This is a genomic window from Photobacterium sp. TLY01 (assembly GCF_021432065.1).
GTDB lineage: Bacteria > Pseudomonadota > Gammaproteobacteria > Enterobacterales > Vibrionaceae > Photobacterium > Photobacterium halotolerans_A.
Window position 1 is genome coordinate 2755605 of sequence record NZ_CP090364.1, and the last position, 26205, is coordinate 2781809.

At 54.3% G+C, this 26205-nt stretch carries 18 protein-coding genes; 15 read left to right on the forward strand and 3 right to left on the reverse strand.

From position 1 onward, the window contains the following. Window positions 1-313: 313 nt before the first annotated feature. From gltB (LN341_RS12855) to LN341_RS12890, 8 genes are all read left to right on the forward strand, one after another. Entirely contained in the window at window positions 314-4864 is a 4551-nt protein-coding gene (gene gltB / locus LN341_RS12855; RefSeq protein ID WP_234203503.1) for a glutamate synthase large subunit, read from the forward strand. Next, window positions 4857-6329 carry a glutamate synthase subunit beta gene (locus LN341_RS12860; protein ID WP_046219041.1) on the forward strand — a complete coding sequence of 491 codons (1473 nt, stop codon included), beginning with the start codon at window positions 4857-4859 and terminating at the stop codon, window positions 6327-6329. Before gltB (LN341_RS12855) ends, LN341_RS12860 begins: the two co-directional genes overlap by 8 nt. A 383-nt stretch (window positions 6330-6712) precedes the next feature. Continuing rightward, the gene (gene gltB, locus LN341_RS12865) at window positions 6713-11176 is read left to right on the forward strand and encodes a glutamate synthase large subunit (RefSeq protein WP_046219042.1); all 4464 of its coding nucleotides are present in this window, start codon (window positions 6713-6715) and stop codon (window positions 11174-11176) included. A gap of 13 nt (window positions 11177-11189) precedes the next feature. Then, a complete protein-coding gene (locus LN341_RS12870) occupies window positions 11190-12599 on the forward strand; it encodes an FAD-dependent oxidoreductase (protein WP_046219043.1) in 1410 nt (469 codons plus the stop codon). Between the two features lie 188 nt (window positions 12600-12787). Continuing rightward, window positions 12788-13489 carry a 5'-methylthioadenosine/S-adenosylhomocysteine nucleosidase gene (mtnN, locus tag LN341_RS12875; protein ID WP_046219044.1) on the forward strand — a complete coding sequence of 234 codons (702 nt, stop codon included), beginning with the start codon at window positions 12788-12790 and terminating at the stop codon, window positions 13487-13489. Then, a complete protein-coding gene (locus LN341_RS12880; RefSeq protein WP_234203504.1) occupies window positions 13489-14445 on the forward strand; it encodes a cobalamin biosynthesis family protein in 957 nt (318 codons plus the stop codon). Before mtnN ends, LN341_RS12880 begins: the two co-directional genes overlap by 1 nt. 2 nt (window positions 14446-14447) lie before the next feature. Next, window positions 14448-15317 (forward strand): vitamin B12 ABC transporter substrate-binding protein BtuF, encoded by an 870-nt coding sequence (gene btuF / locus LN341_RS12885; protein ID WP_234205045.1) that lies wholly within the window; start codon window positions 14448-14450, stop codon window positions 15315-15317. A gap of 139 nt (window positions 15318-15456) precedes the next feature. Beyond that, entirely contained in the window at window positions 15457-16071 is a 615-nt protein-coding gene (locus LN341_RS12890) for a TRIC cation channel family protein (protein ID WP_046219046.1), read from the forward strand. A gap of 5 nt (window positions 16072-16076) precedes the next feature. On the opposite strand, the gene LN341_RS12895 is transcribed toward LN341_RS12890, so the two are convergent. Continuing rightward, window positions 16077-16673, reverse strand: coding sequence for a DedA family protein (locus tag LN341_RS12895; protein ID WP_046219047.1), 597 nt, complete (start codon window positions 16671-16673; stop codon window positions 16077-16079). Window positions 16674-16838: 165 nt separating this feature from the next. Here LN341_RS12895 and LN341_RS12900 point away from each other — a divergent pair, with 165 nt between their 5' ends. The 3 genes from LN341_RS12900 to LN341_RS12910 are packed head-to-tail and all read left to right on the forward strand — an operon-like array spanning window position 16839 to window position 18875. Further along, the gene (locus LN341_RS12900) at window positions 16839-17255 is read left to right on the forward strand and encodes a VOC family protein (RefSeq protein WP_234203505.1); all 417 of its coding nucleotides are present in this window, start codon (window positions 16839-16841) and stop codon (window positions 17253-17255) included. Between the two features lie 25 nt (window positions 17256-17280). Further along, on the forward strand, window positions 17281-18270 hold the full coding sequence (locus LN341_RS12905; protein WP_234203506.1) for a questin oxidase family protein: 990 nt from the start codon (window positions 17281-17283) through the stop codon (window positions 18268-18270). Between the two features lie 11 nt (window positions 18271-18281). Beyond that, a complete protein-coding gene (locus LN341_RS12910; RefSeq protein ID WP_234203507.1) occupies window positions 18282-18875 on the forward strand; it encodes a flavodoxin family protein in 594 nt (197 codons plus the stop codon). A gap of 54 nt (window positions 18876-18929) precedes the next feature. Here the strand turns inward: LN341_RS12910 and tyrS are convergent, their stop codons facing one another. After that, on the reverse strand, window positions 18930-20117 hold the full coding sequence (gene tyrS, locus LN341_RS12915) for a tyrosine--tRNA ligase (protein WP_046219051.1): 1188 nt from the start codon (window positions 20115-20117) through the stop codon (window positions 18930-18932). A 138-nt stretch (window positions 20118-20255) separates the two neighbouring features. Between tyrS and LN341_RS12920 the strand changes: the two genes are divergently transcribed. Continuing rightward, window positions 20256-21584 carry a peptidoglycan DD-metalloendopeptidase family protein gene (locus tag LN341_RS12920; protein WP_234203508.1) on the forward strand — a complete coding sequence of 443 codons (1329 nt, stop codon included), beginning with the start codon at window positions 20256-20258 and terminating at the stop codon, window positions 21582-21584. A gap of 75 nt (window positions 21585-21659) precedes the next feature. Here the strand turns inward: LN341_RS12920 and erpA are convergent, their stop codons facing one another. Beyond that, entirely contained in the window at window positions 21660-22001 is a 342-nt protein-coding gene (erpA, locus tag LN341_RS12925; protein ID WP_046219052.1) for an iron-sulfur cluster insertion protein ErpA, read from the reverse strand. 196 nt (window positions 22002-22197) lie between these two features. Here erpA and hemL point away from each other — a divergent pair, with 196 nt between their 5' ends. The 3 genes from hemL (at window position 22198) to rsmC (ending at window position 25937) form a co-directional block, all read left to right on the forward strand. Continuing rightward, window positions 22198-23493, forward strand: coding sequence for a glutamate-1-semialdehyde 2,1-aminomutase (gene hemL / locus LN341_RS12930; protein WP_046219053.1), 1296 nt, complete (start codon window positions 22198-22200; stop codon window positions 23491-23493). Between the two features lie 225 nt (window positions 23494-23718). Beyond that, window positions 23719-24801 (forward strand): AI-2E family transporter, encoded by a 1083-nt coding sequence (locus LN341_RS12935; protein ID WP_082095641.1) that lies wholly within the window; start codon window positions 23719-23721, stop codon window positions 24799-24801. 95 nt (window positions 24802-24896) lie between these two features. Further along, complete coding sequence (rsmC, locus tag LN341_RS12940; protein ID WP_234203509.1) at window positions 24897-25937, forward strand: 16S rRNA (guanine(1207)-N(2))-methyltransferase RsmC; 1041 nt, start codon at window positions 24897-24899, stop codon at window positions 25935-25937. Window positions 25938-26205: the final 268 nt, after the last annotated feature.

A 26205-nucleotide genomic window follows, 5' to 3' on the forward strand; every position in this document is an offset into this window, starting at 1 on the left:
AGGCCAAACCTTCAGCGTCAGCTACAACTAAAGTCGGATTTAGTGATGGTAATTCAGCCGACAGATCTGTAATATATTTTCATTGTGTGCATTATATAACCAGATTGCCATCCGTCAGGGTGGCTTTCATGTCTTTGGCGTACTCGCTTGGCCCGTACGACTGAGACCGGCTGCCTCCCTTCAGATAAGGCAGCCCTCCTGCGGCCAGTCACGGGCAAGATGCCCGGCTGACCAGGACATGCAGGTCTATATAAAAATAAATAGGGAACCGCAGACGGAGGAACCGTCTGCTCTACACTGGAAGGATGTAGTTATGACAGATCAAGTGTTGAATGGTCAGGGGCTTTATGTCCCTGAAATGGAGCACGATGCCTGTGGTATCGGCTTTGTTGCCCATCTCAAGAACCGTAAGTCCCACCAGGTCATCACGCAGGCGCTGGACATGCTGGCTCGTATGGAGCACAGGGGTGGCCAGGGTTGCGATCCCTGCAGTGGTGACGGTGCCGGTATCCTGCTGCAAAAGCCCCACGAATTCCTGTTGCAGGAATGTCAGAAAATTGGCCTGACACTGCCTGCTTTTGAGCAATATGGCGTCGGGGTCATCCTGTTTCCGAAAGACGAAGACAAACGCGAACAGTGCCGCGACATTCTGGCCCGTAACGCCCAGCGCCTCGGTCTGAGCGTGCTTGGTTACCGCGTACTGCCGACAGATAACAGCATGATAGGTGCCGATCCCCTCAGCACTGAGCCGCAATTTGAACACGCTTTTGTGACCGGCGGCAGCGAGATGCCACAGGAAGAACTGGAGCGTAAGCTGTATGTCCTGCGTAACTACACGGTTCGTGTCTGTCTGGAAAGCGTGACCAATATTGGTGACGATTTCTACATTAACGCCTTCTCCAGCAAAACGCTGGTGTACAAAGGCCAGCTCACCACAGAGCAGGTGCCTCAGTATTTCCTCGATCTGCAAAACCCGGCCATGGTCAGTGCCTTAGCGCTGGTTCACTCGCGTTTTTCCACCAACACCTTCCCGAGATGGCGTCTGGCTCAGCCCTTCCGTTACATTGCCCATAACGGTGAAATCAACACAGTGCGCGGTAACCTGAACTGGATGAAAGCCCGCGAGGCGTTGCTGCAATCAGACTTATTCAGCGAAGAAGAGCTGAACATGCTGCTGCCGATTTGTCAGGAAGGTGCGTCCGATTCTGCCAACTTTGACATGGCGCTGGAGTTGCTGGTGTTGTCTGGCCGGAGTTTGCCACATGCGCTGATGATGCTGATCCCGGAAGCCTGGCAGGAAAACCCGGCCATGGATCCCAAACGCCGTGCCTTCTACCAGTATCACGCCAACCTGATGGAGCCCTGGGATGGCCCGGCATCTGTCTGTTTCACGGACGGCGTGCAAGTGGGTGCGACTCTGGACCGCAATGGCCTGCGTCCGTCTCGCTACACTGTGACCAAAGATGATTTCCTGGTCATGGCCTCAGAATCCGGCGTAGTGGATATCGCACCAGAGAATGTCCATTTCCGTGGCCGTTTGCAGCCCGGACGCATTTTTGTTGCAGACCTGGAGCAAGGCCGCATCGTCTCTGATGACGAAGTCAAAGACAGCATTGCCTCCGCCAAACCTTATGAAGACTGGGTGAAAAACAACCTGCTTCACCTCAGCGATCTGCCTGACGCTGATTACAGCCACACCCAGCCTGAAGCTGAAAAATTGCTGCATCAGCAGCAGGCTTTTGGCATCAGCAATGAAGAAGTGAACGAAATCATTCTGCCAATGGCGGGCGACGGCAAAGAGCCGCTGGGATCCATGGGGGCGGACTGGCCGCTGGCAATTTTGTCGCATCAGTCGCAGCATCTGTCCCATTACTTCAAGCAGCTGTTTGCTCAGGTGACCAACCCGCCGATCGACCCGATCCGCGAACGTATGGTGATGTCACTGAATACCTATCTGGGTGAAGATCAGAACCTGCTGAGCGAAGGTCCGTCGCACTGCCAGAAACTGGAGCTGAACTCGCCGGTACTGAGTGATGCCGAGCTGGAAAAACTGCGCGCTATCGACAAGCCCCATCTGCAGGCCAAAACGCTGGATATCGTATTTAAGGCCAGTGATGAAGCAGGCAAGCTGGAACAGGCACTGAACCATCTGTGTCAGCACGCCGAAGATGCAGTCAATGACAGCTACTCGATCCTGATCCTCAGTGACCGTGCCGTCAACTCGCAGCATGCCCACATTCCGGCCATGCTGGCTGTCGGCGCGGTGCACCACCATTTGATCCGCAAAGGCCTGCGCGCCAAGTGTGATCTGGTGGTTGAAACCGGTGATGCCCGCGAAACACACCACTTTGCCACCCTGATCGGCTATGGTGCCAATGCGGTCAACCCTTACATCGTCACTGAAACCATTGTGTCGCTCCAACAGCGGAACAAGCTGGATAAAGACATCAGCGCTGACAAGTACTTCAGCAATTTCCGCAAAGCCGTCAATGGCGGCCTGTTGAAGATCTTCTCCAAAATGGGCATCTCGACCCTGCAGTCCTACCACGGCGCGCAAATCTTTGAAGCACTGGGGATCAGCAAAGCTGTGGTCGATAAATATTTCACCGGCACTGTGTCACGGATTCAGGGTCTGACCCTGGATGACATTGCCAAAGAAGTGTTGATCCGCCACCGTATCGGTTATCCGCTGCGTGATATCCCGCTGCAAATGCTGGATGTCGGTGGTGTATATCAGTGGAAACAGCGTGGTGAAAAACACCTGTTTAACCCGACCACGATTTCTCTGCTGCAGCAATCAACACGTGGCAAAGACTACAATCAGTTCAAGCAATACTGCCACGCCGTCGACAGCCAGGGGGACCACGCCGCCACTTTGCGCAGTCAGCTTCAGTTTGCTGTGGATACCAGCCGCAGTATCCCGCTGGATCAAGTCGAACCGGCTGAAAACATTCTCAAGCGCTTTGCCACTGGTGCGATGAGCTTCGGTTCGATTTCCCATGAAGCGCACTCGACTCTGGCAGTGGCGATGAACCGTATCGGCGCCAAGTCGAATTCAGGCGAAGGCGGTGAAGACCCAGCCCGTTTCGAGAAAAAAGAAAACGGCGACTGGGAACGCTCTGCCATCAAGCAGGTCGCGTCTGGCCGCTTCGGGGTGACTTCCTATTACCTGACCAACGCCGATGAGCTGCAAATCAAGATGGCTCAGGGCGCCAAGCCGGGCGAAGGCGGTCAGCTACCGGGTGATAAAGTAGACGACTGGATCGGGGCGACGCGTCACTCCACCCCGGGGGTCGGTCTGATTTCGCCACCGCCACACCACGATATTTACTCGATCGAGGATCTGGCGCAGCTGATTTACGATCTGAAAAACGCTAACCGCAAGAGCCGCGTCAACGTCAAACTGGTTTCTGAAGCCGGTGTCGGCACCATCGCTTCAGGTGTTGCCAAAGCCAAAGCTGATGTGGTCCTGATTGCCGGTTTTGACGGCGGTACCGGCGCCTCGCCGATTTCCTCGATCCGCCATACGGGTCTGCCGTGGGAACTGGGTCTGGCAGAAACACACCAGACACTGCTGAAAAACGGCCTGCGTAACCGGATCGTGGTACAAAGTGACGGTCAGATGAAAACGCCACGTGACCTGGCTGTCGCCACCCTGCTGGGTGCGGAAGAATGGGGTGTCGCCACCGCCGCTCTGGTGGTGGAAGGCTGTATCATGATGCGTAAGTGTCATAAAAACACCTGCCCTGTTGGCATCGCTACACAAAACAAGACCTTGCGTGAACGTTTCGACGGCCGTGTCGAAGACGTGGTGACCTTCTTCCAGTACATGGCCGAAGGCCTGCGCGAAATCATGGCAGAGCTGGGCTTCCGTACCATCGATGAGATGGTCGGTCAGTCGCAGCACCTGAAAATCCGCGACAACATCGGTCACTGGAAATACAAAAACCTGGATCTCAGCCCAGTGCTGCACATTGAGCCGGCCCGTGAGGCCGACGGTATCTACAACCAGTGCAGCCAGAACCACCATCTGGATGCCGTGCTTGACCGTCAGCTGATTGCTGCGGCTCAGCCTGCACTGGCGCGCGGTGAAGCGGTCAATGCTGAGTTCCCGATCACCAACATCGATCGCAGCGTTGGCACGATGCTGTCGAACGAGATCTCCAAAGTCTACAAAGATCAGGGCCTGCCGCAACCGATGCAGGTGAAGTTCAAAGGCTCTGCCGGCCAGAGCCTGGGCGCTTTCCTGGCCAAAGGCGTGCACTTTGAAGTGGAAGGCGATGCCAATGACTACTGGGGCAAAGGCCTGTCGGGCGGTCAGTTGGTCCTCTATCCGGATGCCAAGTCCGACTTGATTGCCGAAGATAATATTATTGTCGGTAACGTCTGCTTCTACGGTGCCACATCGGGTGAATCTTTCATCCGTGGTAAAGCCGGTGAACGTTTCTGTGTCCGGAACTCAGGTGCCCGTGTGGTGGTTGAAGGGGTCGGCGATCACGGCTGCGAATACATGACAGGCGGCGTGGCGATTATTCTCGGTCAGACCGGTCGCAACTTCGCAGCCGGAATGAGCGGCGGTGTAGCGTATGTCTGGGATCAGTTCAACGACTTTGAAAGCAAACTCAACCCTGAGCTGGTGGATCTGGATCCGCTGGACAGCGAAGACGTCGCGCTGCTCAAAGACATGCTGACCCGACATCAGCAACTGACCGGCAGTACGGTGGCTGAAACCTTCCTCAGTAACTTTGAGGAAAACCTCAAGCACATCGTCAAAGTGATGCCACGCGACTACAAAGCCGTACTGCAAAAGCGTAAAGCAGCAGAAGCACAGAACAAGGAAGCACTGGAGGTGAGCCATGGGTAAGGCAACCGGATTTCTCGAGCACGGCCGTGAACTGCCGTCAAAAATTGCCCCTGAAGTACGTATTCAGGACAACAAAGAGTTCGTTCTGAATGACGAGTTCGGCAGCAAAATCGGCACACAGGCTTCACGTTGCATGGATTGTGGCGTGCCTTTCTGTCACAACGGCTGCCCAATCGGCAATATCATCCCTGAGTTTAACGATGCCGTGTACCGCGATAGCTGGGAAGAAGCCTGGCATATCCTGAGCTCGACCAATAATTTCCCGGAATTCACAGGGCGCGTGTGCCCTGCTCCGTGTGAGAGCTCATGTGTACTGGGGATCAACCAAGATCCGATCACCATCTGTAACATAGAGAAGACCATTGTTGAAACAGCATACCGTGAAGGCTACGCAAAGCCGAAAACCCCGCGCAGCCGCACAGGCAAAAGCGTGGCGATTATCGGCTCCGGCCCGTCAGGCCTGGCAGCCGCGGAGCAGCTTAACAGTGCCGGCCATACAGTCACAGTGTACGAGCGCGACGAAAAAATAGGCGGTCTGCTGCGCTTTGGTATTCCGGATTTCAAACTCAGCATGAGTGTGATTGACCGCAAACTGGATATGATGGCACAGGCGGGGATCAAATTTGTCGTCAATGCCCATATTGGTGTGGATATCGATGCCCGCGAATTGCGCAAGCAGCACGATGTGGTCCTGCTGACCGGCGGTTCCACTGTGCCGCGTAACCTGCCGATCCCTGGCCGGGAGCTGAAAGGTGTTCATTTTGCAATGGAGTTTCTGAGCCAGAATAACCGCCGCGCCAACAATATGGATCTGAAAACAGCAGAGATCCATGCTGCAGGGAAACATGTGGTGGTGATTGGCGGCGGTGATACCGGCTCTGACTGTGTGGGCACCTCGAATCGTCATGGGGCAGCCAGCATTACTCAGGTCGAAATCATGCCGATGCCGCCTGAGAAGCGTCCGGCGAATCAGCCTTGGCCGGCTTATCCAATGATCATGCGTACCTCTACTTCCCATGAAGAAGGGTGCGAGCGTCACTGGAATATTCTGACCAAGGAATTTATCGGCAACGACGACGGTCAGGTCACGGCACTGCGTATTGCGGATATCCACTGGAACGAAGCCAAGCCTGGTGAGCGTCCTGGTTTTGAAGAAGTCCCGGGATCTGAGCGCATCATTCCGTGTGACCTGGCCTTTTTGGCCATGGGTTTTCTGCATCCGGAACCGCAGGGTGTGCTGGCTCAGCTCAATATTGCTCTGGATGATCGCGGTAATGTCGCTACTCAGGGATTTGCCACCAACCAGCCAGGCGTATTTGCTGCGGGCGATATGCGGACCGGCCAGTCACTTGTGGTGCGATGCATCAACGAAGGCCGTGAATGTGCCCGTGAAATTGATGCTTACCTGATGGGTGATTCTAAGTTAGAAGCGAAAGACCATTCACTTATGCTATCAGAATCCTGATCAACCTTGATTTTATCCTAAAATTTAAAGCCAGCTCCCAGGAGCTGGCTTTTTTATTTAAAATGAATCAGTGTTTTATCCTTTTTAACACCGACCTCCTCTGCAAATAAAAATCACTTCCTTTTACAGTAAAAAAGTCTCATTTCTGACACTTTCAATTGTAAACAAAATATTTCAAAAAAATAATAAACCACTATAAATCATATAGATAAATAGTTGACTTTGAATAATCCAGAATTTATGACCAGAATTAAAGAAAATTTGACCTTTTTGTAATTTGCCGTTAGTTTGAAAGTCCGCTGGACGCGAGAGTGACAATCAGGGAGATTGTCATAATTATGCAGTAACCCTGCTCAATGGAGCAGGCGCAAGGGAGAGTTGCAATGACACTGTATGACCCAAAGCTGGAAAAAGATAACTGTGGTTTCGGTCTGATCGCCCATACAGAAGGCGAAGCCAGCCACAAGTTGGTCCGTACCGCAATATCGGCCTTGGATCGTATGACACACCGAGGCGGCATCGCTGCTGATGGCAAGACCGGTGATGGCTGCGGCCTGTTAATGAAAAAGCCGGACAGCTTTTATCAGCTGGTTGCCAAAGAGCTGGGCTGGACACTGGCCCGCGAATACGCCGTTGGTATGCTGTTTCTGAGCCAGGATCCTGTTCTGGCTGAAAAAGCCCGCACGATTATTCAAGAAGAATTAAGCAAAGAGACCCTATCTATTGCTGGCTGGCGAGATGTGCCGGTCAATCCGCAAGTCCTTGGCCCAATTGCAAAAGATTCCCTGCCGGCTATCGCTCAGGTCTTTATTAATGCGCCTGCCGGCTGGAAACCAAGGGATGTCGATCGCCGCCTTTATATTGCCCGTCGCCGTATTGAGCAACGCATCCAGGACGATCCTGATTTCTATATCTGTAGCCTGTCGACCCAGGTCATCGTCTACAAAGGCCTGTGCATGCCCGCCGATCTGCCTAAGTTTTATAAAGACTTAGGTGATTTACGCCTGGAATCATCGATCTGTTTGTTCCACCAGCGTTTTTCGACCAACACACAACCGCGCTGGCCACTGGCACAGCCGTTCCGTTATCTGGCCCATAATGGTGAAATCAACACCATCGCCGGTAACCGCCAGTGGGCCCGGGCTCGGGCGTATAAGTTCGCCTCCCCGCTGCTGCCTGATCTGGCAACCGCCGCGCCCTTTGTGAACGAAACCGGTTCTGACTCCTCCAGCCTGGATAACATGCTGGAACTGTTCCTGGCCGGTGGCATGGATTTGTTCCGTGCCATGCGCATGCTGGTACCGCCGGCATGGCAAAACCACCCGGATATGGATCCGAAACTGCGTGCCTTCTACGATTTTAACTCCATGCACATGGAGCCGTGGGACGGTCCGGCCGGTATCGTGATGTCAGACGGCCGCTATGCCGCCTGTAACCTCGACCGTAACGGCCTGCGCCCCGCACGTTTTGTGATCACCAAAGACAAACTGATCACCCTGGCCTCAGAAGTGGGTATCTGGGATTACGCGCCGGACGAAGTGGCGCAAAAAGGCCGGGTCGGCCCCGGCGAACTGCTGGTCATTGATACCAAACTGGGCAAAATCTGGCATTCCGCCGACATTGATAACGACCTGATGGGACGCCACCCTTATAAAGAGTGGCTCGATACCCATGTCCGCCGTCTGGTGCCGTTTGAAGAGATGGGTGATGATCAGGTCGGCAGCCGGGAAATGTCACCGGAAGAGTTGAATACCTACCAGAAACTCTTTGCGGTGAACCGTGAAGAGCTGGATCAAGTCATGCGGGTGATCGGTGAAAACGGTCAGGAAGCCACCGGTTCTATGGGTGATGACGCCCCGATGGCCGTGCTGTCTTCCAAAGAGCGTTTGGTGTCTGACTATTTCCGTCAGATGTTCGCACAGGTCACGAACCCGCCGATCGATCCGTTGCGTGAAAAACACGTGATGTCACTGGCCACCTGTATCGGCCGTGAAATGAACGTGTTTAACGAAACTGACGGCCATGCTCACCGTGTGGCGTTCAAGTCACCGATTCTGCTGTACTCAGATATGGTGCAGTTGTTGGGGCTGGACAACCAGCACTACCGTAACAGCATTATCGACATTAACTTCGATCCGAACGAGAAAGATCTCAAGCAAGCCATTGTCGATCTGTGTGATCAGGTGGAACGCCTGGTACGCGGCGGCACCGTGCTGGTCGTGTTGTCTGACCGGGGCATCAGTGCCGACAAACTGCCGATCCCGGCTGCGATGGCCGTGGGTGCAGTGCAGGCACGTCTGGTCACTGCCAACCTGCGTTGTGATGCCAACATCATCGTGGAAACCGCCACTGCCCGTGACCCGCACCAGTTCGCGGTATTGCTGGGCTTTGGCGCCACAGCAGTTTATCCGTATCTGGCTTATGAGTCCCTGGCACAGCAAATTGACAGCGGTGCCATCAACAAACCTTACCGCGAGGTGATGCTGAACTTCCGTAACGGTATCGATAAAGGTCTGTATAAGATCATGTCGAAAATGGGGATTTCCACCGTCGCCTCTTACCGTTGCTCGCAGCTGTTTGAAGCCGTTGGTCTGCATTCTGATGTGGTGGCATTGTGCTTTAAGGGCGTTTCGAGCCGTATTGAAGGCGCTAACTTTGATGACTTCCAGCAAGACCTGTTCAACCTGTCGCGCAAAGCCTTTGTCAAGCGCAAGCAGATTGATCACGGCGGTTTGCTGAAATTTGTCCACGGCGGCGAATTCCACGCTTACAACCCGGATGTCGTCACCACGCTGCAAAAAGCCGTTAAATCCGGCGAGTACGAAGACTATCTCGCCTTTGCTAAAGTGGTCAACGAACGTCCGGCGGCGACGCTGCGTGACTTGCTGAAGCTGAAAACATCAACCAACCCGATTGATGTGGCTAACGTCGAAGCCGCGACCGAGCTGTACAAACGCTTCGACTCAGCGGCCATGTCTATCGGCGCGCTGAGTCCGGAAGCCCATGAAGCGCTGGCCATTGCCATGAACCGTCTGGGCGGGTTCTCCAACTCCGGCGAAGGCGGCGAAGATCCGCGCCGATTTGGGAACGAACGAAACTCCCGTATCAAGCAGGTTGCGTCCGGCCGCTTCGGTGTGACCCCGCATTACCTGGTCAATGCGGATGTACTGCAAATCAAAGTGGCACAAGGGGCAAAACCCGGTGAAGGCGGCCAGTTGCCCGGCCATAAAGTCACCACTGAAATCGCCAAACTGCGTTATGCCGTGCCGGGCGTGACCCTGATTTCACCGCCGCCGCACCATGACATTTACTCGATTGAGGACTTGGCGCAGCTGATTTTCGATCTCAAGCAAGTCAACCCGAAAGCTCTGGTCTCGGTCAAACTGGTCTCAGAGCCCGGCGTTGGCACGATCGCCACCGGTGTTGCCAAGGCCTACGCCGATCTGATCACGATTTCAGGCTATGACGGCGGTACAGGCGCCAGCCCGCTAACGTCGGTGAAATACGCCGGTAGCCCGTGGGAGCTGGGTCTGGCGGAAACGCAGCAGGCACTGGTGGCCAATGGCCTGCGTCATAAAATTCGCCTGCAGGTGGATGGCGGTCTGAAAACCGGACTGGATGTCGTGAAAGCGGCCATTCTGGGTGCGGAAAGCTTCGGTTTCGGTACCGCGCCTATGGTGGCACTGGGTTGTAAATACCTGCGTATCTGCCACCTCAATAACTGTGCAACCGGTGTCGCGACACAAGACGACACCCTGCGCCGCGATTTCTTCAAAGGCTTGCCTGAACAGGTCATGAACTACTTTATTGGCCTGGGTGAAGAAGTACGAACCCTGCTGGCAAAACTGGGTGTTGAAAAGCTGACCGACCTGATCGGACGTACTGATCTGCTGGAAATGGTCGATGGCTTTACCGCCAAGCAGAGCAAACTGGATCTGAGCGGTCTGCTGCATGCGCCCACGCCGGTTGAAGGCAAAACACTGTACTGCAGCGAGCCGAACACACCATTTGATACCGGTGTGCTGAACCAGAAACTGGTCGATGAAGCCCTGCCAGCCGTCGAAGCACAGAGTGGCGCCGATATCTATCTGGATATCCGCAACACCGACCGTTCATTCGGTGCCCGCTTGTCCGGTGAGATCGCGCAGCGCTACGGCAATCAGGGCATGGCAGCCAATCCTATCAATGTGCACCTGTCGGGTACCGCAGGTCAGTCATTCGGCGTATGGAATGCCGGTGGCCTGAACCTGTATCTGACCGGTGATGCCAACGACTATGTCGGTAAAGGCATGACAGGTGGCGTGATCAGCATCCGTCCGCCAGTCGGATCGGCGTTCAAATCGCATGAATCCACCATCATCGGCAATACCTGCCTGTACGGCGCAACCGGCGGTAAGCTGTTTGCTGCCGGTAAGGCCGGTGAGCGCTTTGCAGTTCGTAACTCAGGCACAATTGCCGTGGTTGAAGGCGCAGGCGACAACGCCTGTGAATACATGACAGGCGGTATCGTGGCGATCCTTGGCCACACAGGCGTTAACTTTGGCGCCGGTATGACAGGCGGCTTTGCCTATATTCTGGATGAAGTCGGTGATTTCGCCGGCCGGGTCAACCCTGAACTGATCGAAGCCCTGCCCCTGCAGGAACTGACGATTCATCAGGAACACCTGCGTGGTCTGATCGACCGCCATCTGGAAGAAACCGGCTCAAGCCGTGCACAGGAAATTCTGGCCAACTTTGATCAGTGGATCCCGAAATTCTTCCTGGCTAAACCGAAGTCGGCAGACGTGAACACGCTGCTGGGTCACCAAAGCCGTTCAGCTGCTGAACTCCGCGTTCAGGCACAATAAGGGAGGGAATCCAATGAGCCAGAACATTTACCAATTTATCGATGTAGAACGTGTCGATCCGCCGAAGAAGCCGATTGAAGTTCGTAAAATTGAGTTCGTCGAAATCTACGAACCTTTTACTCAACAGCAAGCCAGCGCTCAGTCTGATCGCTGCCTGGACTGCGGCAACCCCTACTGTGAGTGGAAGTGTCCGGTACACAACTACATTCCGCAGTGGCTGAGTCTGGCCAATGAAGGCCGGATTCTGGAAGCCGTTGAACTGTCACACCAGACCAACACCCTGCCGGAAGTGTGTGGCCGGGTGTGCCCTCAGGATCGTCTGTGTGAAGGTGCCTGTACGCTCAATGATGATTTCGGGGCTGTGACTATCGGTAACGTCGAAAAATACATTACCGACAAAGCCTTCGAAATGGGCTGGAAGCCGGATATGTCCGGCGTTGAATGGACAGACAAGAAAGTCGCCATTATCGGTGCCGGTCCTGCCGGTCTCTCCTGCGCCGACATTCTGGTCCGGAACGGGGTGAAACCTGTGGTGTTTGACCGCTACCCGGAAATTGGCGGTCTGCTGACCTTCGGTATCCCGTCGTTCAAGCTGGAAAAAGAGGTGATGATCAACCGTCGCCGGATCTTTACCGAAATGGGGGTCGAGTTCCGCCTCAATACAGAAGTCGGCACCGACGTGCAGCTTCAGGATCTGATCGACGAATATGACGCGGTTTTTCTGGGTGTGGGTACTTATAAAAACATGCGGGCCGGTCTGGAAAATGAAGATGCCGCCGGTGTCTACGATGCACTGCCTTTCCTGATTTCCAACACCTATAAAGTGATGAATCTGGAAGACAATGCCCCAGAGTATATCGACATGGCAGGTAAACGTGTGGTGGTCTTAGGTGGTGGTGACACCGCGATGGACTGCGTGCGGACCTCCATTCGTCAGGGTGCCAGCGATGTTGTCTGTGCCTACCGCCGCGATGAAGCCAACATGCCGGGTTCACGCCGTGAGGTGAAAAATGCCCGCGAGGAAGGGGTGAACTTTATGTTTAACCTGCAGCCTTTGGGGGTGGTCGTGAACGGGAACGGTCAGGTCACTGGGGTAAAAGTGGTGCAAACCGCCCTGGGCGAGCCCGATGAAGCCGGTCGTCGCCGTCCTGAGCCTGTTGCGGGCAGCGAGCATGTGCTGGAAGCTGATGCGGTGATCATGGCCTTTGGTTTCCAGCCCCATGCGATGCCCTGGTTAGATAGCTTTGATGTGGCACTGGATCAGTGGGGTCGCATTCAAACCAGCGGCGAGCATGCCTTCCAGACCACCAACAGCAAGATCTTTGCCGGTGGTGACGCGGTACGCGGCTCGGATCTGGTGGTCACCGCCATCGATGAAGGCCGTCGCGCTGCCGATGGGATTCTGGGCTACCTAGGTTTGTGATGCGATAACGGTCTGTTGATGACACTGTCAGCAGACCTGGCCAAGCGAGCGGCTCTCCCCCGCTCGCTTTTTTCTTTCCGTTCCCCTTTGATTCTGTCGCCTTTTCTTTAAGCTTTCCCACACTGTCCGGCATTGTTACAATCGCATCCAATTACCGTCAGGTTCACTTTAAGAAAGAGATAACATCAATGAAAATCGGCATTATTGGGGCAATGGAACAGGAAGTCGTGATCCTGAAAAACCAGCTCGACAACTGCACGACCCTGCAAAAAGGTGGCTGCACCTTTTATACCGGCACCCTCAAGGGTGCAGACGTGGTCTTGCTTCAGTCCGGTATCGGTAAAGTGGCCGCAGCCGTAGGGACTGCCATTTTGCTGGAAATTTTCGAGCCGGATCTGGTCGTCAATACAGGTTCAGCCGGTGGCTTTGACAGCAGCCTGAATGTCGGTGATGTGGTTATCTCCACCGAAGTGCGCTATCACGATGCCGATGTTACCGCCTTTGGTTATGAGATCGGTCAGATGGCGCAGCAGCCGGCAGCTTTCCAGTCTGACGAAAAACTGATGCAGGTTGCAGAGCAAGCTTTGGCTCAACTGGATGAAACCACCCACGCAGTGCGCGGCTTGATTTGCACCGGTGATGCCTTCGTGTGCAGCACGGAACAGCAACAGCGTATCCGCACCCATTTCCCTCAGGTGGTCGCCGTTGAAATGGAAGCCGCCGCCATTGCCCAGGCCTGTCATCAGTTCAAGGTACCTTTTGTGGTCGTGCGTGCGATCTCAGACGTGGCTGATAAAGAATCGCCGATGAGTTTCGAAGAATTCCTGCCGCTGGCGGCACAAAGTTCTTCCGCCATGGTGGTTCAAATGGCGGCGCTGCTGAACCGCTAATGAACGATTTGCTTGTGCTCCTCAGTCAACATCCAACCCTGCTGGCGATGTGGGGAGCGCTGGCATTACACTGGCTGCTGCCCATTCCGGCCAGTATCCATCCTTTGCTGATCTGGCAGCAGATTGCCATTGAGCTGGCCGCCAGAGTCAACAAAGCCACAGATACACCGCGCCAGCGGATGTTATCCGGTGCGCTGGCCTGGTCGCTGATGTGGATGACAATCCTGATCCTCTTGATTGCCTTCTATCAGCTGGTGTGGATCGACAGCCTGTTTCATCTGGTCTTGCTGTGGATCGCGCTCGGCTGGCGTGACAGCCGCCGCTTCAGCCAGCATTTTATTCAGGCTTACAGCCGGGAAGATAAGGCCAGCTGCAAAGCCCAGCTTTCTGTCGCGCTCAACCGAAATACCGACACGCTCTCACTGCTTGGCCTGGGGAAAGCCTGTGCTGAAACCCAGTTGCTGAGCTATGGCCGCCAGGTGGCTGCCGTGCTGTTCTGGTATGCGGTGGCAGGCGGTTTTGGTGCCATCCTGTACCGCCTGGCCGTCAGTCTGGCCCGTTGCTGGTCTCCCAGCCGCAAGCAATATCAGTATTTTGGCCTGCCTGCGATCCGTATTCTGGCTGCACTGGATATTGTCCCCCTGCGTCTGCTCGCCGTGGCTATCAGTGTCGGCAAGAACAGCCGGGACGCTTTTCGCGGTTTGCGTGAACAAGGTGAGAACTGGCAATTACCCGGACCGGGCTGGCTGCTCACCGCCACCGGCCATAAGCTGCAACTGGCCTTAGGCGGCCCGGCTATCTACGATACCACCAAACTGGAGCGCCCACGGCTCGGTGGACGGATTGCCCCCGCAGCCCTGCATTTATCGCAGATTGATCGTCTGCTGCAACAGCGGTTATGGGCCTGGGTGGCGCTGCAAAGTGTGTGTATGTTTCTGATGGGAAGTCTGTTGTGAATCTGTGCCGATCGTTCGTTTTTGCCTTGCTGCTCCCTTTGACATTCATCGTCACTCGAGTATACGCCCAAGAAGCACAGGCCACTGACAGCAAACCCCAGCGTATTATCAGTCTTGCACCGCACACCACTGAGCTGGCCTATGCCGCAGGTTTAGGCAGCAAACTGATCGCCGCCAGTGATTACAGCGACTACCCACCGCAAGCTCTGGCACTGGAACGGGTCGCGAATTACCGCGGCATCAAGCTGGAACGTATCCTGGCCTTGAAACCTGATCTGGTGCTGGCCTGGCAAGGCGGCAACCCGCCCCGAGAAATGGCCAAGCTGGAGCAGTTGGGTATCCGGATCTTTTATTCCCACCCCACGACCCTCGAGGCGATTGCGGACAGCTTAGAAACACTCGGCACGTTTGCCGATGATCCGACCACAGCCAATCAGGCCGCTTCGGATTTCCGTCAAACCATGGCACAGCTGAATCAGCAATACGGACATCAAAAACCGGTACGCTATTTTTATCAGCTGGGTATTTCGCCCCTGATGAGCATGTCCGGCGATCACTGGCCCAGCCAGATTTTCGCGCTTTGCGGCGGTGAGAATATTTTTGCTGACAGTCCAGTGGCATACCCGCAGGTGTCGAAAGAGCAAGTGATCGTTCGCCGTCCTGAGGCGATATTCACCACCCATGGCAGTGCTGGTCCCGATGCCAACGCCTTCAATATCTGGTTGCCCTGGCGCGAGCAATTGTCTGCGGTCCGGGATCAACATTTGTATCAGACCCAGGCAGACTGGCTGAACCGGCCTACCCCCAGAGCCCTGCTGGCCGCGCAAGACATTTGTAAGCAACTTGATGAAGTGCGCAAAAATCACCCGTAACAGGATGTGAATAAGCTCACAAACACAAAGTTATCAGTTGTGCGCGTTACATTTCACCGTACAATCTCAGCGCTTTTTACCATGGCATCTTCAATCAAGGTGACGTGGTTTTTAATCACTGGTTGTGTGCAGGAACCCTATGCTGATTTACACGCTTGATATGTTTGGCACCGCTGTATTTGCTATTTCCGGCATCTTACTGGCGGGCCGGTTGAGGATGGACCCCTTTGGAGTCGTGGTACTGGCCTGTGTGACAGCCATCGGTGGCGGCACAATCCGCGATATGGCGCTGGGTGCCACGCCTGTGTTCTGGATCACGGATACCAATTATCTGTGGGTGATTTTTGCAACCTGCCTGCTGGCGATGCTGGCGATTCAGAATCCCCGTAAAATGCCCTGGTATTTCCTGCCGGTTGCCGATGCCATTGGCCTGGCGGTTTTCGTCGCCATTGGGGTAGAAAAAGCGCTGCGTTTTGGTGCTTCCCCTATGGTCGCCGTGATCATGGGTGTGATCACAGGTTGTGGCGGCGGCGTGATCCGTGACGTACTGGCCCGTGAAGTCCCGATGGTTTTAAGAACCGAAGTGTATGCCACAGCCTGTATTCTGGGCGGTATTGTCCACACAGTGGGACTGCATTTTGGACTGGAAACCGCGGCCGCCAGTTTGTGCGGGATTGCCACGACTCTGTCAATCCGGCTGGCGGCCATCCGCTGGCACCTGTCGCTGCCGACTTTCTCGCTGCGAAATAGTTAACCGGTTTAACTTTTGGGGCGGCGCTTGCGGATCAATTTCAGCAGCAGCGCCAGCCCTGCAATCACCGCCAGGCTCCATAAAGCATACTGATGGCGCTGGAAAAACAATCCCGCCTGCCCGATCTCCTCATAAAAATAAGCCGGCCCGTAGCCGAACACCAGCAACCAGATCCCCACCGCCAGGGTGTTGCCAATCAGAAAAAGGGGCCAGGGCATCTGAGCAAGGCCGCAACCTAAGCAGATGATTTGTTTCATCCCTTCCAGAAAGCGGCTCAGGATCAAACCAATCACCCCATATTTATCAATAAAAGCATGTACTTTGATTAAGGAGGCTGGCTTTGTCCATCCTCGCCGCTCAACAAACCGGGCCAGCATGGATCCCAGCACATAGCCTGCCGTATTTCCGAACCAGCTGGCCGCTCCCGCCACCAGCAAGACAGACGGTAAAGACAGCGCACCGCTTGCAGCCAGATAACTGGCCACGATCAACAGGGACTGGCCGGGAGCCGGCACCCCCAGACCTTCAATGGCAATCGCCAGTGCCAGCACGATGTAACCATATTGTTCGATCAGTGGCGACAATTCCTGCACCAGCTCCTGCATGAACTTCTCCTGAGAGTGCTTACTTTGATGCTATACCCAAACACCCCAGTAAGAAAGTTCCCGCCCCAAGATAAATAAACTAAAAACTTTACTTAATCAGATTTCATACTAATATGTAAACAAAATGATTTACTAATAAAAACACCGCTCAAGCCAGGAGGCACCATGAAACCCTACGTTGAACACGCCAACCTCACCGTTCGTCAGCTGGAAAGCACCATCAAGTTTTTGCAAACCGCTCTTCCGGAGTTCTCCGTCCGCCATCAGGGGCAGCAACCCACACACCGCTGGTGTCATATCGGTACAGAAGACACCTATCTGGCGCTGCAGGAAGTGGTGGCACGGGATCAGATTGATCGCACGCCCTACCGGGATCTGGGGATCAACCATATCGGTCTGGTGGTTGACGACGTAATGCAGGTCCGTGAGCGGCTGCTCAGCGCGGGCTACCGGGAAAATGACATGGAAGCCACTCACCCCTGGCGCCAGCGGATCTACTTTTATGACAGGGACGGTATTGAATGGGAGTTCACCCAGTATCTGAGTGACGATCCGTTACAGCGCAATGATTACGCCCTCTAAGCCCTTCAGGACAGGAGATCTGAACATGTATGCACCCATTCACGCTGAATGTCTGGCTTTGATTGAGAAGGGATTACAGTTTGACCCCATCTACGGGCCTGAGTTGTCGAATCATTTACCCATGGCACTGGTCGCTCTGGCGCGTTGCGGTGCCAATCCACACCAGCTGGAGCATTTTTATCAGAGATACACGCCGCAATTGCAGCCCATCCGTCGGAGAAGCCCGGCACAAGAAACAGCACCGGAGCTGGGGGTGCGCGACAGTTTCGCGGATTTTTATCCGCAATTTCGCCAGAAAATTGCGACACAGGGTGTCGCCTCTGTCCTGCAACAATGGCTCCCCGTCCTGCTGCCCGGCCTTTCCTGCAGCGCGTTTCACGGATTGATCCGCCTGAGCTATGCCGTAGAAACGGGCAACGCCAATGAAATTGCTGTGTCGCTTGCCTACTGGGCCAGTGAGTATAAGGCTTTAGGTGAGCTGCATTTCACCGATCAGTATCCGGCTGAGACACAACTCAAGCAGGCGGACGAGCATTTCAGAGACTATGCGTTTCAACCCGGCATCATTGTTGATCGCTTGAGTGAAGTGGTTCATCAATCTGTTTATCGATCCATCGCCGCCGTGCCGTACGATCTCACCGAATCGGAGATTGCCCGCCTCACCATTCGCGCTTTTCTGGCCAGTAACGACTTTACACTGCTGCACGGAGTCACAAGTTTTGATGCCCTGCTGCAACTCATGCCTTTCGTGCCGGATCGCCGGCTGGCACTGGCCTACTACTGGCAGGCGTATGTCGCGGCTTTCTGCTCCACGCCGGATCGTGCATTACCGAGCCAGTCGCAGCCAAACGACACTGTGCCAGACTGGATTGGCTGGTTTAACAAAGTAGCCACCCTGTCGGACGATCACAGCATTAAGCTGACCTACAGTTGCAGCCGCCTGTATCAGACTTTTCAGTTCAACGAATATCTGGCGGCCATTCAGATGCGCCTGGCCACCCATCAAGAAGAATGAGGAAACAATCGATGAAAACCATTGCTCTGGTTTATTATTCCGGCTCAGGCGCGACTCACCAAATGGCCGAGGCGATCGCGCAGGGCGCTAAAACCCATCCCGGCATTCAGGTCATGCGCTACCGGATTGCCGGTGAAGATATTGAGCACGGCCGCTTCAGCGACCCGGATCTGTTTGCCAGCCTGCAGCAGGCCGATGCCATTGTCTTTGGCAGTCCGACCTATATGGGCGGCCCCGCTGCTCAGTTCAAAGCGTTTGCCGATGCCAGTAGCGACAGCTGGAGCGGACAGGGCTGGCGTAACAAGCTGGCCGCAGGCTTTACCGTCGGCGGCAGTCTGGGCGGTGAGCAGGACAGCACCCTGAATTATCTGTTCGTGCTGGCCATGCAGCACGGCATGTTGTGGGTCGGGATGGATATGCCCAACGGCTATGAGGACAAAAGCATCAATCCGTTAGGCCGTCAGTTAGGCGCCAGTGGCCACACCCCGACCGGACAGCTCAGTGACGCCGACCTGAAAACCGCCGCCCATCTGGGCCAGCGGGTGGCGGCACTCCTGCAAACCCAGCCGGTTGTGATCAGTACGCCTGCGCCAACTCTGACCTGACAGCGACAAAAAAGGCGCCGCAATGGCGCCTTCTCTTATGGAATGACAAGCCTGTTATTTCAGGGTAATCCGGGCAAACTTGCGCTTACCGACCTGATAAACCGCAGTGCCGGCAGACAGCTCCAGCTTGGTATCATCCACTTTTTCGCCGTCGATTTTCACCGCGCCCTGGCGGATCATCCGCAGGGCGTCAGAGGTTGAATTGACCAGATCCGCATCTTTGAGCAGGTTGGCGATTGCCACACCGGCTGCAAATTCGAACTCAGGCATTTCATCCGGCATCGCCCCTTTCTGGAAACGGTTGATGAAATCCTGCTCGGCCGCATCAGCATCCGCTTCAGAGTGGAAGCGGGCAATGATTTCCTTCGCCAGCAGAATTTTCACATCGCGCGGGTTACGGCCATTCGCCATTTCCTGCTTGAGCTGCTCGATCTCTTCCAGCGGACGGAAGGACAGCAATTCATAGTAGTTCCACATCAGCTCATCAGAAATTGACATGATTTTGCCGAACATTTCGGTCGGCGCTTCCGCCACACCAATGTAGTTATGGGCCGATTTGGACATCTTCTTCACGCCGTCCAGACCCACCAGCAGCGGCATGGTCAGCACCACCTGTGGCTTCTGGCCTTCCGCTTTCTGCAGCTCACGGCCCATCAGCAAGTTGAACTTCTGATCCGTTCCGCCCAGCTCCACATCGGTGTTCATTGCCACCGAGTCATAACCTTGCAGCAACGGATACATGAATTCGTGAATGGCAATCGGGCGGCCTTCGTTATAGCGTTTTTTGAAATCATCACGCTCCAGCATGCGAGCAACCGTCTGACTGGCCGCCAGACGGATCATGCCTTCAGCGCCCAGCTCAGAGAGCCAGGTGGAGTTGAATTCAATTTTGGTTTTGGCCGGGTCGAGGATCTTGAACACCTGCTCTTTATAGGTTTCGGCATTGCGCAGTACATCTTCACGGGTCAGCGGCGGACGTGTGGTGTTCTTACCGGTCGGGTCACCCACCATACCGGTGAAATCGCCAATCAGGAAAGTGACCTCATGGCCCAGTTCCTGGAAAGTACGCAGCTTATTCAGGATGACGGTATGACCCAGATGAATGTCCGGCGCTGTCGGATCCGCACCCAGTTTAATTCGCAGAGGACGGTTTTCCTTCAGTTTGGCGATTAATTCTTCTTCCGGGATCAGTTCGTCGACCCCGCGCTTAATTTCCGCTAACGCATGCTCAATGCTGGCCATTCCTGTTCACTCCCACAAAATTGGCATAAATATGATAAAGGGCAATATTACTTGAATAGCGATGTTTTTTGAAACCAGTTAGACTTAGCCTTGTCTTATTTTTCTCTTATGCGCAAAAAACATCAAAATAATTATCAAATGCTAATATCAAAATTTTCCCGTTTGCCAAGGATACATCAGATTCTCATCACCATTATCAGTGCGGTGACTGTACTGCTGATCCTGCTGCCGGGCGCAGAGGAGATGGAGAAGCCTGAGCAAAAGTTTGAAATCGGCAAACTCTATCCGCTCGACATCAAGATCGACGGGCCTCAGCTGCAGGCAAACGGCGTCACTCCGCCTTTATTACCGCCCCCGCTGAGCTGGACAGAGCATGTGATCAAGCCGGGTGAAAGTCTGGCGCTGGTCTTTGATAAAGTCGGCCTCAGCCCGGCCACCCTGTACCGCCTGATCAATGCCGATGAAGGCACCAAATCTCTGATCACCTTACGCCCTGGCGACAAACTGCGGTTCGGACTGGATGACAAAAAAGATCTGATTCAGCTCATTCAACCGATCAATGCCACAGAAACCCTCTATATCACACGCAAAGGCGACACCTTCCATTCCAGAACTGAAGTCAAAAAGGTTGATACTCAGCTCAATTTTGCCCAGGCGGTGATCACCTCCAGCTTCTGGAATGCCGCCGCGGATGCCGGCCTGACGCCGAACCAAATCATGGAGATCGCCGGTATTTTTGGCTGGGATATCGACTTTGCCCTGGATATCCGCGAAGGCGATACCTTTTCTGTCCTGTTTGAAGAACGCTATGTCGAAGGCGAGCCCATTGGCCGCGGCAATATTCTGGCCGCCACCTTCTCCAACCTGGGCCAGACCTTCACTGCCGTCAGAAACAGCATCGACGGCAAATATTACGATCCGGATGGCCGGGCGATGCAAAAAGCCTTCCTGCGCTCACCGGTGAACTTCCGTTATGTCAGCTCCAACTTTAACCCGCGCCGTCTGCACCCGGTGACAGGTCAGGTCAAAGCGCACCGCGGCACCGATTATGTCGCCCCGGTAGGAACGCCTATCTGGTCGGCCGGTGACGGCGTGGTGATGAAATCCGGCTACAATCAGTTTAACGGTAATTACGTCTTTATCCGCCACAGCTCTACCTATGTCACCAAGTATCTGCACCTGAGTAAGCGCCTGGTCAAAACCGGCCAGCGGGTGAAACAGGGGCAGACCATTGGTAAACTGGGCAGCAGTGGCCGGGTAACCGGGGCTCATCTGCATTATGAGTTTCTGGTGAACGGGGTCCACAAGAACCCCAGAACTGTATCTCTGCCTCAGTCAGATTCGCTGAAAGGGAAAGACAAGGCCGCCTTCAAGCAGCAGGCCAGCGAGCGTTTGGCTCAGCTGACGCAACTGCGACAATTACTGGCCACCAATCGTAATGCCAGTTTAATTCCGTCCAGAAGCTGATGTTCAGATAAAAAAGGCAAACAAAAAAGCCGTCACCCAAAGTGACGGCTTTTTTGCATCAGGTGTAACGGCTCTTTACACGCTAAAGGATGCACCGCAGCCACAAGTGGTGGTGGCATTCGGGTTATTGACAAAGAAACGGGAGCCTTCCAGCCCTTCGGTATAATCCACTGTGCCGCCAATGAGATACTGCAGACTCATCGGGTCAACGACCAGAGTCACGCCGCTGTTCTCAATCGTCATATCACCTTCGTTGACTTTCTCATCAAAGGTGAAACCGTACTGAAAACCACTGCAGCCACCACCTGTGATATACACACGCAGCTTCAGATCAGGATTTTCTTCTTCCGCTATCAGCGCTTTCACCTTATTCGCTGCAACATCTGAAAAGTTCAGCGGGAAACTGGCATCGCTCATTAGCAACCTCTCAATTCATCAATATGCTGGTCAACTGACCTTTGGAACGATTATCTAATACCTGACTGCTGCGTTCAAGTATTGACCACAAACGCGCCATGGTTCTTGGAGGGTTTAGCAAAAATGCCCGCTCGCCATTGAATTCGCATTTACGTACAATAGCGCCCTTCTCACCAAAGGATGACAGGAAAGAACCATGAGCAAATCGGCTGAATTATTTGCCAAAGCACAACACACCATTCCTGGCGGGGTCAACTCTCCGGTCCGCGCATTCGCTGGCGTGGGCGGCGATCCGCTGTTTATTGAGCGTGCCGACGGTGCCTATATTTTTGATGCCGATGGCAAAGCGTACATCGACTATGTCGGCTCCTGGGGACCGATGATCCTTGGCCACAACCATGTTGCCATTCGTGATGCAGTGATCGATGCGGCCCGTCAGGGTCTGAGCTTCGGTGCGCCGACCGAAATGGAAATCACCATGGCAGAGCTGGTGTCCAAACTGGTGCCATCGATGGAAATGGTCCGTATGGTCAGCTCCGGCACCGAAGCGACCATGAGTGCGATCCGTCTGGCCCGTGGGTTCACCGGCCGCGACAAAATCATTAAATTCGAAGGCTGCTACCACGGCCACGCAGACTGTCTGCTGGTCAAAGCCGGTTCAGGCGCCCTGACCTTAGGCCAGCCTAGCTCACCGGGTGTACCGGCCGATTTTGCCAAACACACGCTGACTTGTACCTTCAACAACCTGGAATCCGTGCGTGAAGCCTTTGCCGAGCATCCAGAGCAGATTGCCTGCATCATCGTAGAACCTGTGGCAGGCAACATGAACTGTATCCCGCCGGTACCGGGCTTCCTGCAAGGGCTGCGTGAGATCTGTGACGAGTTTGGTGCCCTGCTGATTCTGGACGAAGTGATGACAGGTTTCCGGGTTGCACACGGTGGCGCTCAGGCTTACTACGACGTCAAACCGGATCTGACGACTCTGGGTAAAATCATCGGCGGCGGTATGCCTGTCGGCGCCTTCGGCGGCCGCCGCGAAGTCATGCAATACATTGCGCCAACCGGCCCTGTCTACCAGGCCGGAACGCTGTCGGGTAACCCGGTTGCCATGGCTGCCGGTTATGCTTGCCTGACGATCCTGACCCAGGACGGCAATGAAAGACGTCTGGCGCAAACCACCCAGCGTCTGGCCGAAGGTTTTCAGGCGCTGGCCGACAAATACGGTATCCCGCTGGTGACCAATCAGGTCGGTGCTATGTTCGGTTTCTTCTTTACCGATCAAGAAAACGTGCACAGCTATCAGGATGTCGCCCGCTGTGATGTGGAACGATTCAAGCGCTTCTTCAACCTGATGCTGCAAAAAGGCGTGTATCTGGCCCCTTCCGCATTCGAAGCCTGCTTTACCTCGCTGGCGCACGGCGAGAAAGAAATCGACGCCACGCTGGAAGCGGCAGAATACGCGTTTGCCACACTGGCACAAGAAGCGCAATAACGGGTTTTGTTCATTCTGATGCAACAAAAGGGCAGGCCATCACCTGCCCTTTTCTTTGCCCTCTCCTGTGCAGTGTCTGTCGCCTGCCGCTTTTTCAGGCTCAAACATCGGTGTGTTCCGAAGTGATGTCACTGAAATACCAAAGAAACTCTCACGGAGAGCATTGCCAGCACCGCGACCTGATGCAATGATAAACAGATTGCAAATCTGCTGAAGGACGTTCCCGTGCCAAAACCTTTTCAAGTCCAGTCAAGACACTGGATGCTCATGGCTGCACTGGCCGTAGCCACCTATGCCAGTTACCGGCTGATTGAGCCCTACCTCGGCCCAATCGTGATGGCCTTTATCATTTCTCTGCTGTTTTATCCGCTGCATGCCAGAATCGAAAATCGGCTTGGCAAGCCAAACCGATCAGCCATTCTATCCTGCACCATACTGACTTTTATCATCGTGATCCCGGTACTGATCGTCTTTGCCTCCATTGTTCAGCAAGGGTCCGCTTTTTCCAAAGACAGTTACGCCTGGCTGACAACCGGCGGGCCGAAAGAAGTGCTGTCACATCCTTACGCGCAAACTGTGCTGCATACCATCAATAAATGGTCGCCGTTTGAAAGTCTGGATGTGCAATCTATCGTACAAAAACTGGCCTCGGCGGCCTCCAAGCTGGGCACACAGTTGTTGAATATCAGTGCCAAATTGCTGGGCGATGCGACCAACTTTGTGCTCAGCTTTCTGCTGATGCTGTTTGTGCTTTTCTTCCTGCTCCGAGATCACGACAAAATCGTCGCCACCCTGCGCCATGTCCTGCCTTTATCCCGCAGTCAGGAAGATGCCCTGCTGACAGAAGTTGAGCAGGTGGCAAAATCAGCGGTCATGGGATCGTTTCTGACAGCGCTGGCACAAGGGGTCGCCGGTGGCTTTGCCATGTGGCTGGCCGGTTTCCCCGGACTGTTCTGGGGCTCCATGATGGCCTTTGCTTCCTTCATTCCTGTGTTCGGAACGGCACTGATCTGGTTACCCGCATCCTTATATCTGCTGCTGATCGACCAATGGGAATGGGCTGTGTTTCTGATCGCCTGGGGCATTCTTGTGGTCGGCTCGATCGACAACTTCGTGCGTCCGCTGCTGATGCAGGGCAACTCAGGCATGAATACCTTGCTGATTTTCTTCTCTATTCTGGGCGGTCTGCATCTGTTTGGTCTGATTGGCCTGATTTACGGCCCGATCATTTTCGCGGTCACCTTAGTCTTGTTTAAACTCTATGAGATCGAGTTTAAGGACTTTCTCGACCAACAGGACCACAGCTAGTCATCTGTCGGCAGCCGGAGCACCGGCTGCCTTTCCATATGGCTGGAATTGTGGAACAATTCGCGCCCGGAATCCGAATCACCACAGAGGCTCTCATGTCTTCCAATGCATCGATCTATAGTGCTGCCAGTCAGGTAGTTGCCCGTCAAATCGACTTTTTTACCGGTCGCCATGTGCTGGTCGCCGGCGAACTCGACGATCTCTATCCGATCGAACTGGCGGCAGTGGCCAGCAGTGTTCGGGTCTTCACCACCCATTATGGCCAGCACCTCAGCCTGAGCCGTTCCGGGAAAATCAGCAGCCATTTCGGTGCGGAACTGTCAGCTGACGATGCGCAGGGAGTCGACATGATCCTGCTCTACTGGCCGAAAGCCAAAGCCGAAGCCGAGTATTTGCTGGCGATGCTGCTGGCCAATTGCGGGCCGGGAACCGAAATCTGCATTGTGGGTGAGAACCGCAGTGGGGTGCGAAGCGCCGAAAAAATGTTTGCCTCCTACGGCCCGCTTAACAAATACGATACGGCACGCCGGTGCAGCTTCTATTGGGGACGCTGTCAGGAGCAGGCGCCAGCATTCAAGCTTGAGGACTGGTTCCGCAGTTATACCCTGACGATTGGTGAGCACACACTCACGATTCGTTCTCTGCCGGGCGTATTCAGCCTGGGGGAATTTGATCAGGGATCCCGCCTTCTGGTTGACAACCTGCCGGATCTGTCCGGCCGCGTGCTGGATTTCGGCTGCGGTGCCGGCGTGATTGGCGCGGTCATGAAAACCCGTTATCCGGATATCACACTGGATCTGGCCGATATCAGTGCCCTGGCGATTGCTTCTGCCAGAGAGACCTTCCGTGTCAACCATCTGGAAGGCTACTTTATTGCCACCGATGTCTATCAATCGCTGCCGGAATCATACGATTTCCTCATCAGCAACCCGCCCTTTCATGCTGGTTTGAAAACCTTCTACGCTGCCACAGAACAGTTTATTGAACAGTCTCCGGCGCATCTGACAGCAAACGGTGAACTGGTCATCGTGGCCAATAATTTTCTGCAATATCCCCCGCTGCTGGAACGGTGCCTGGGCGGCTATGATATTCGCGCTAAGAACAATAAGTTCTCAATTTATCACGCGAAAAAATGAATCATTTTGCCTGCCACGCTGACTGTGGCAGGCAAAAATTTCGGTGCATTTTCACGTACAATACGTCAATTCCGTCAAAATTGTGTCTTAGAACACGCTTCACCCATGACTTCCTTGATTGTGAAAAAAAACTCAGTATAAACGGTTACTCAGCTGCAAAAGCCCCGTTTAACCTGCCTGTTGATCGTCAAAACAGCCGGTTTCGTTTTGGCAAAATGCCAGTGAGCGCTTTTGAGAGCATCACAGACAGATTTGTATCAGCAGATCA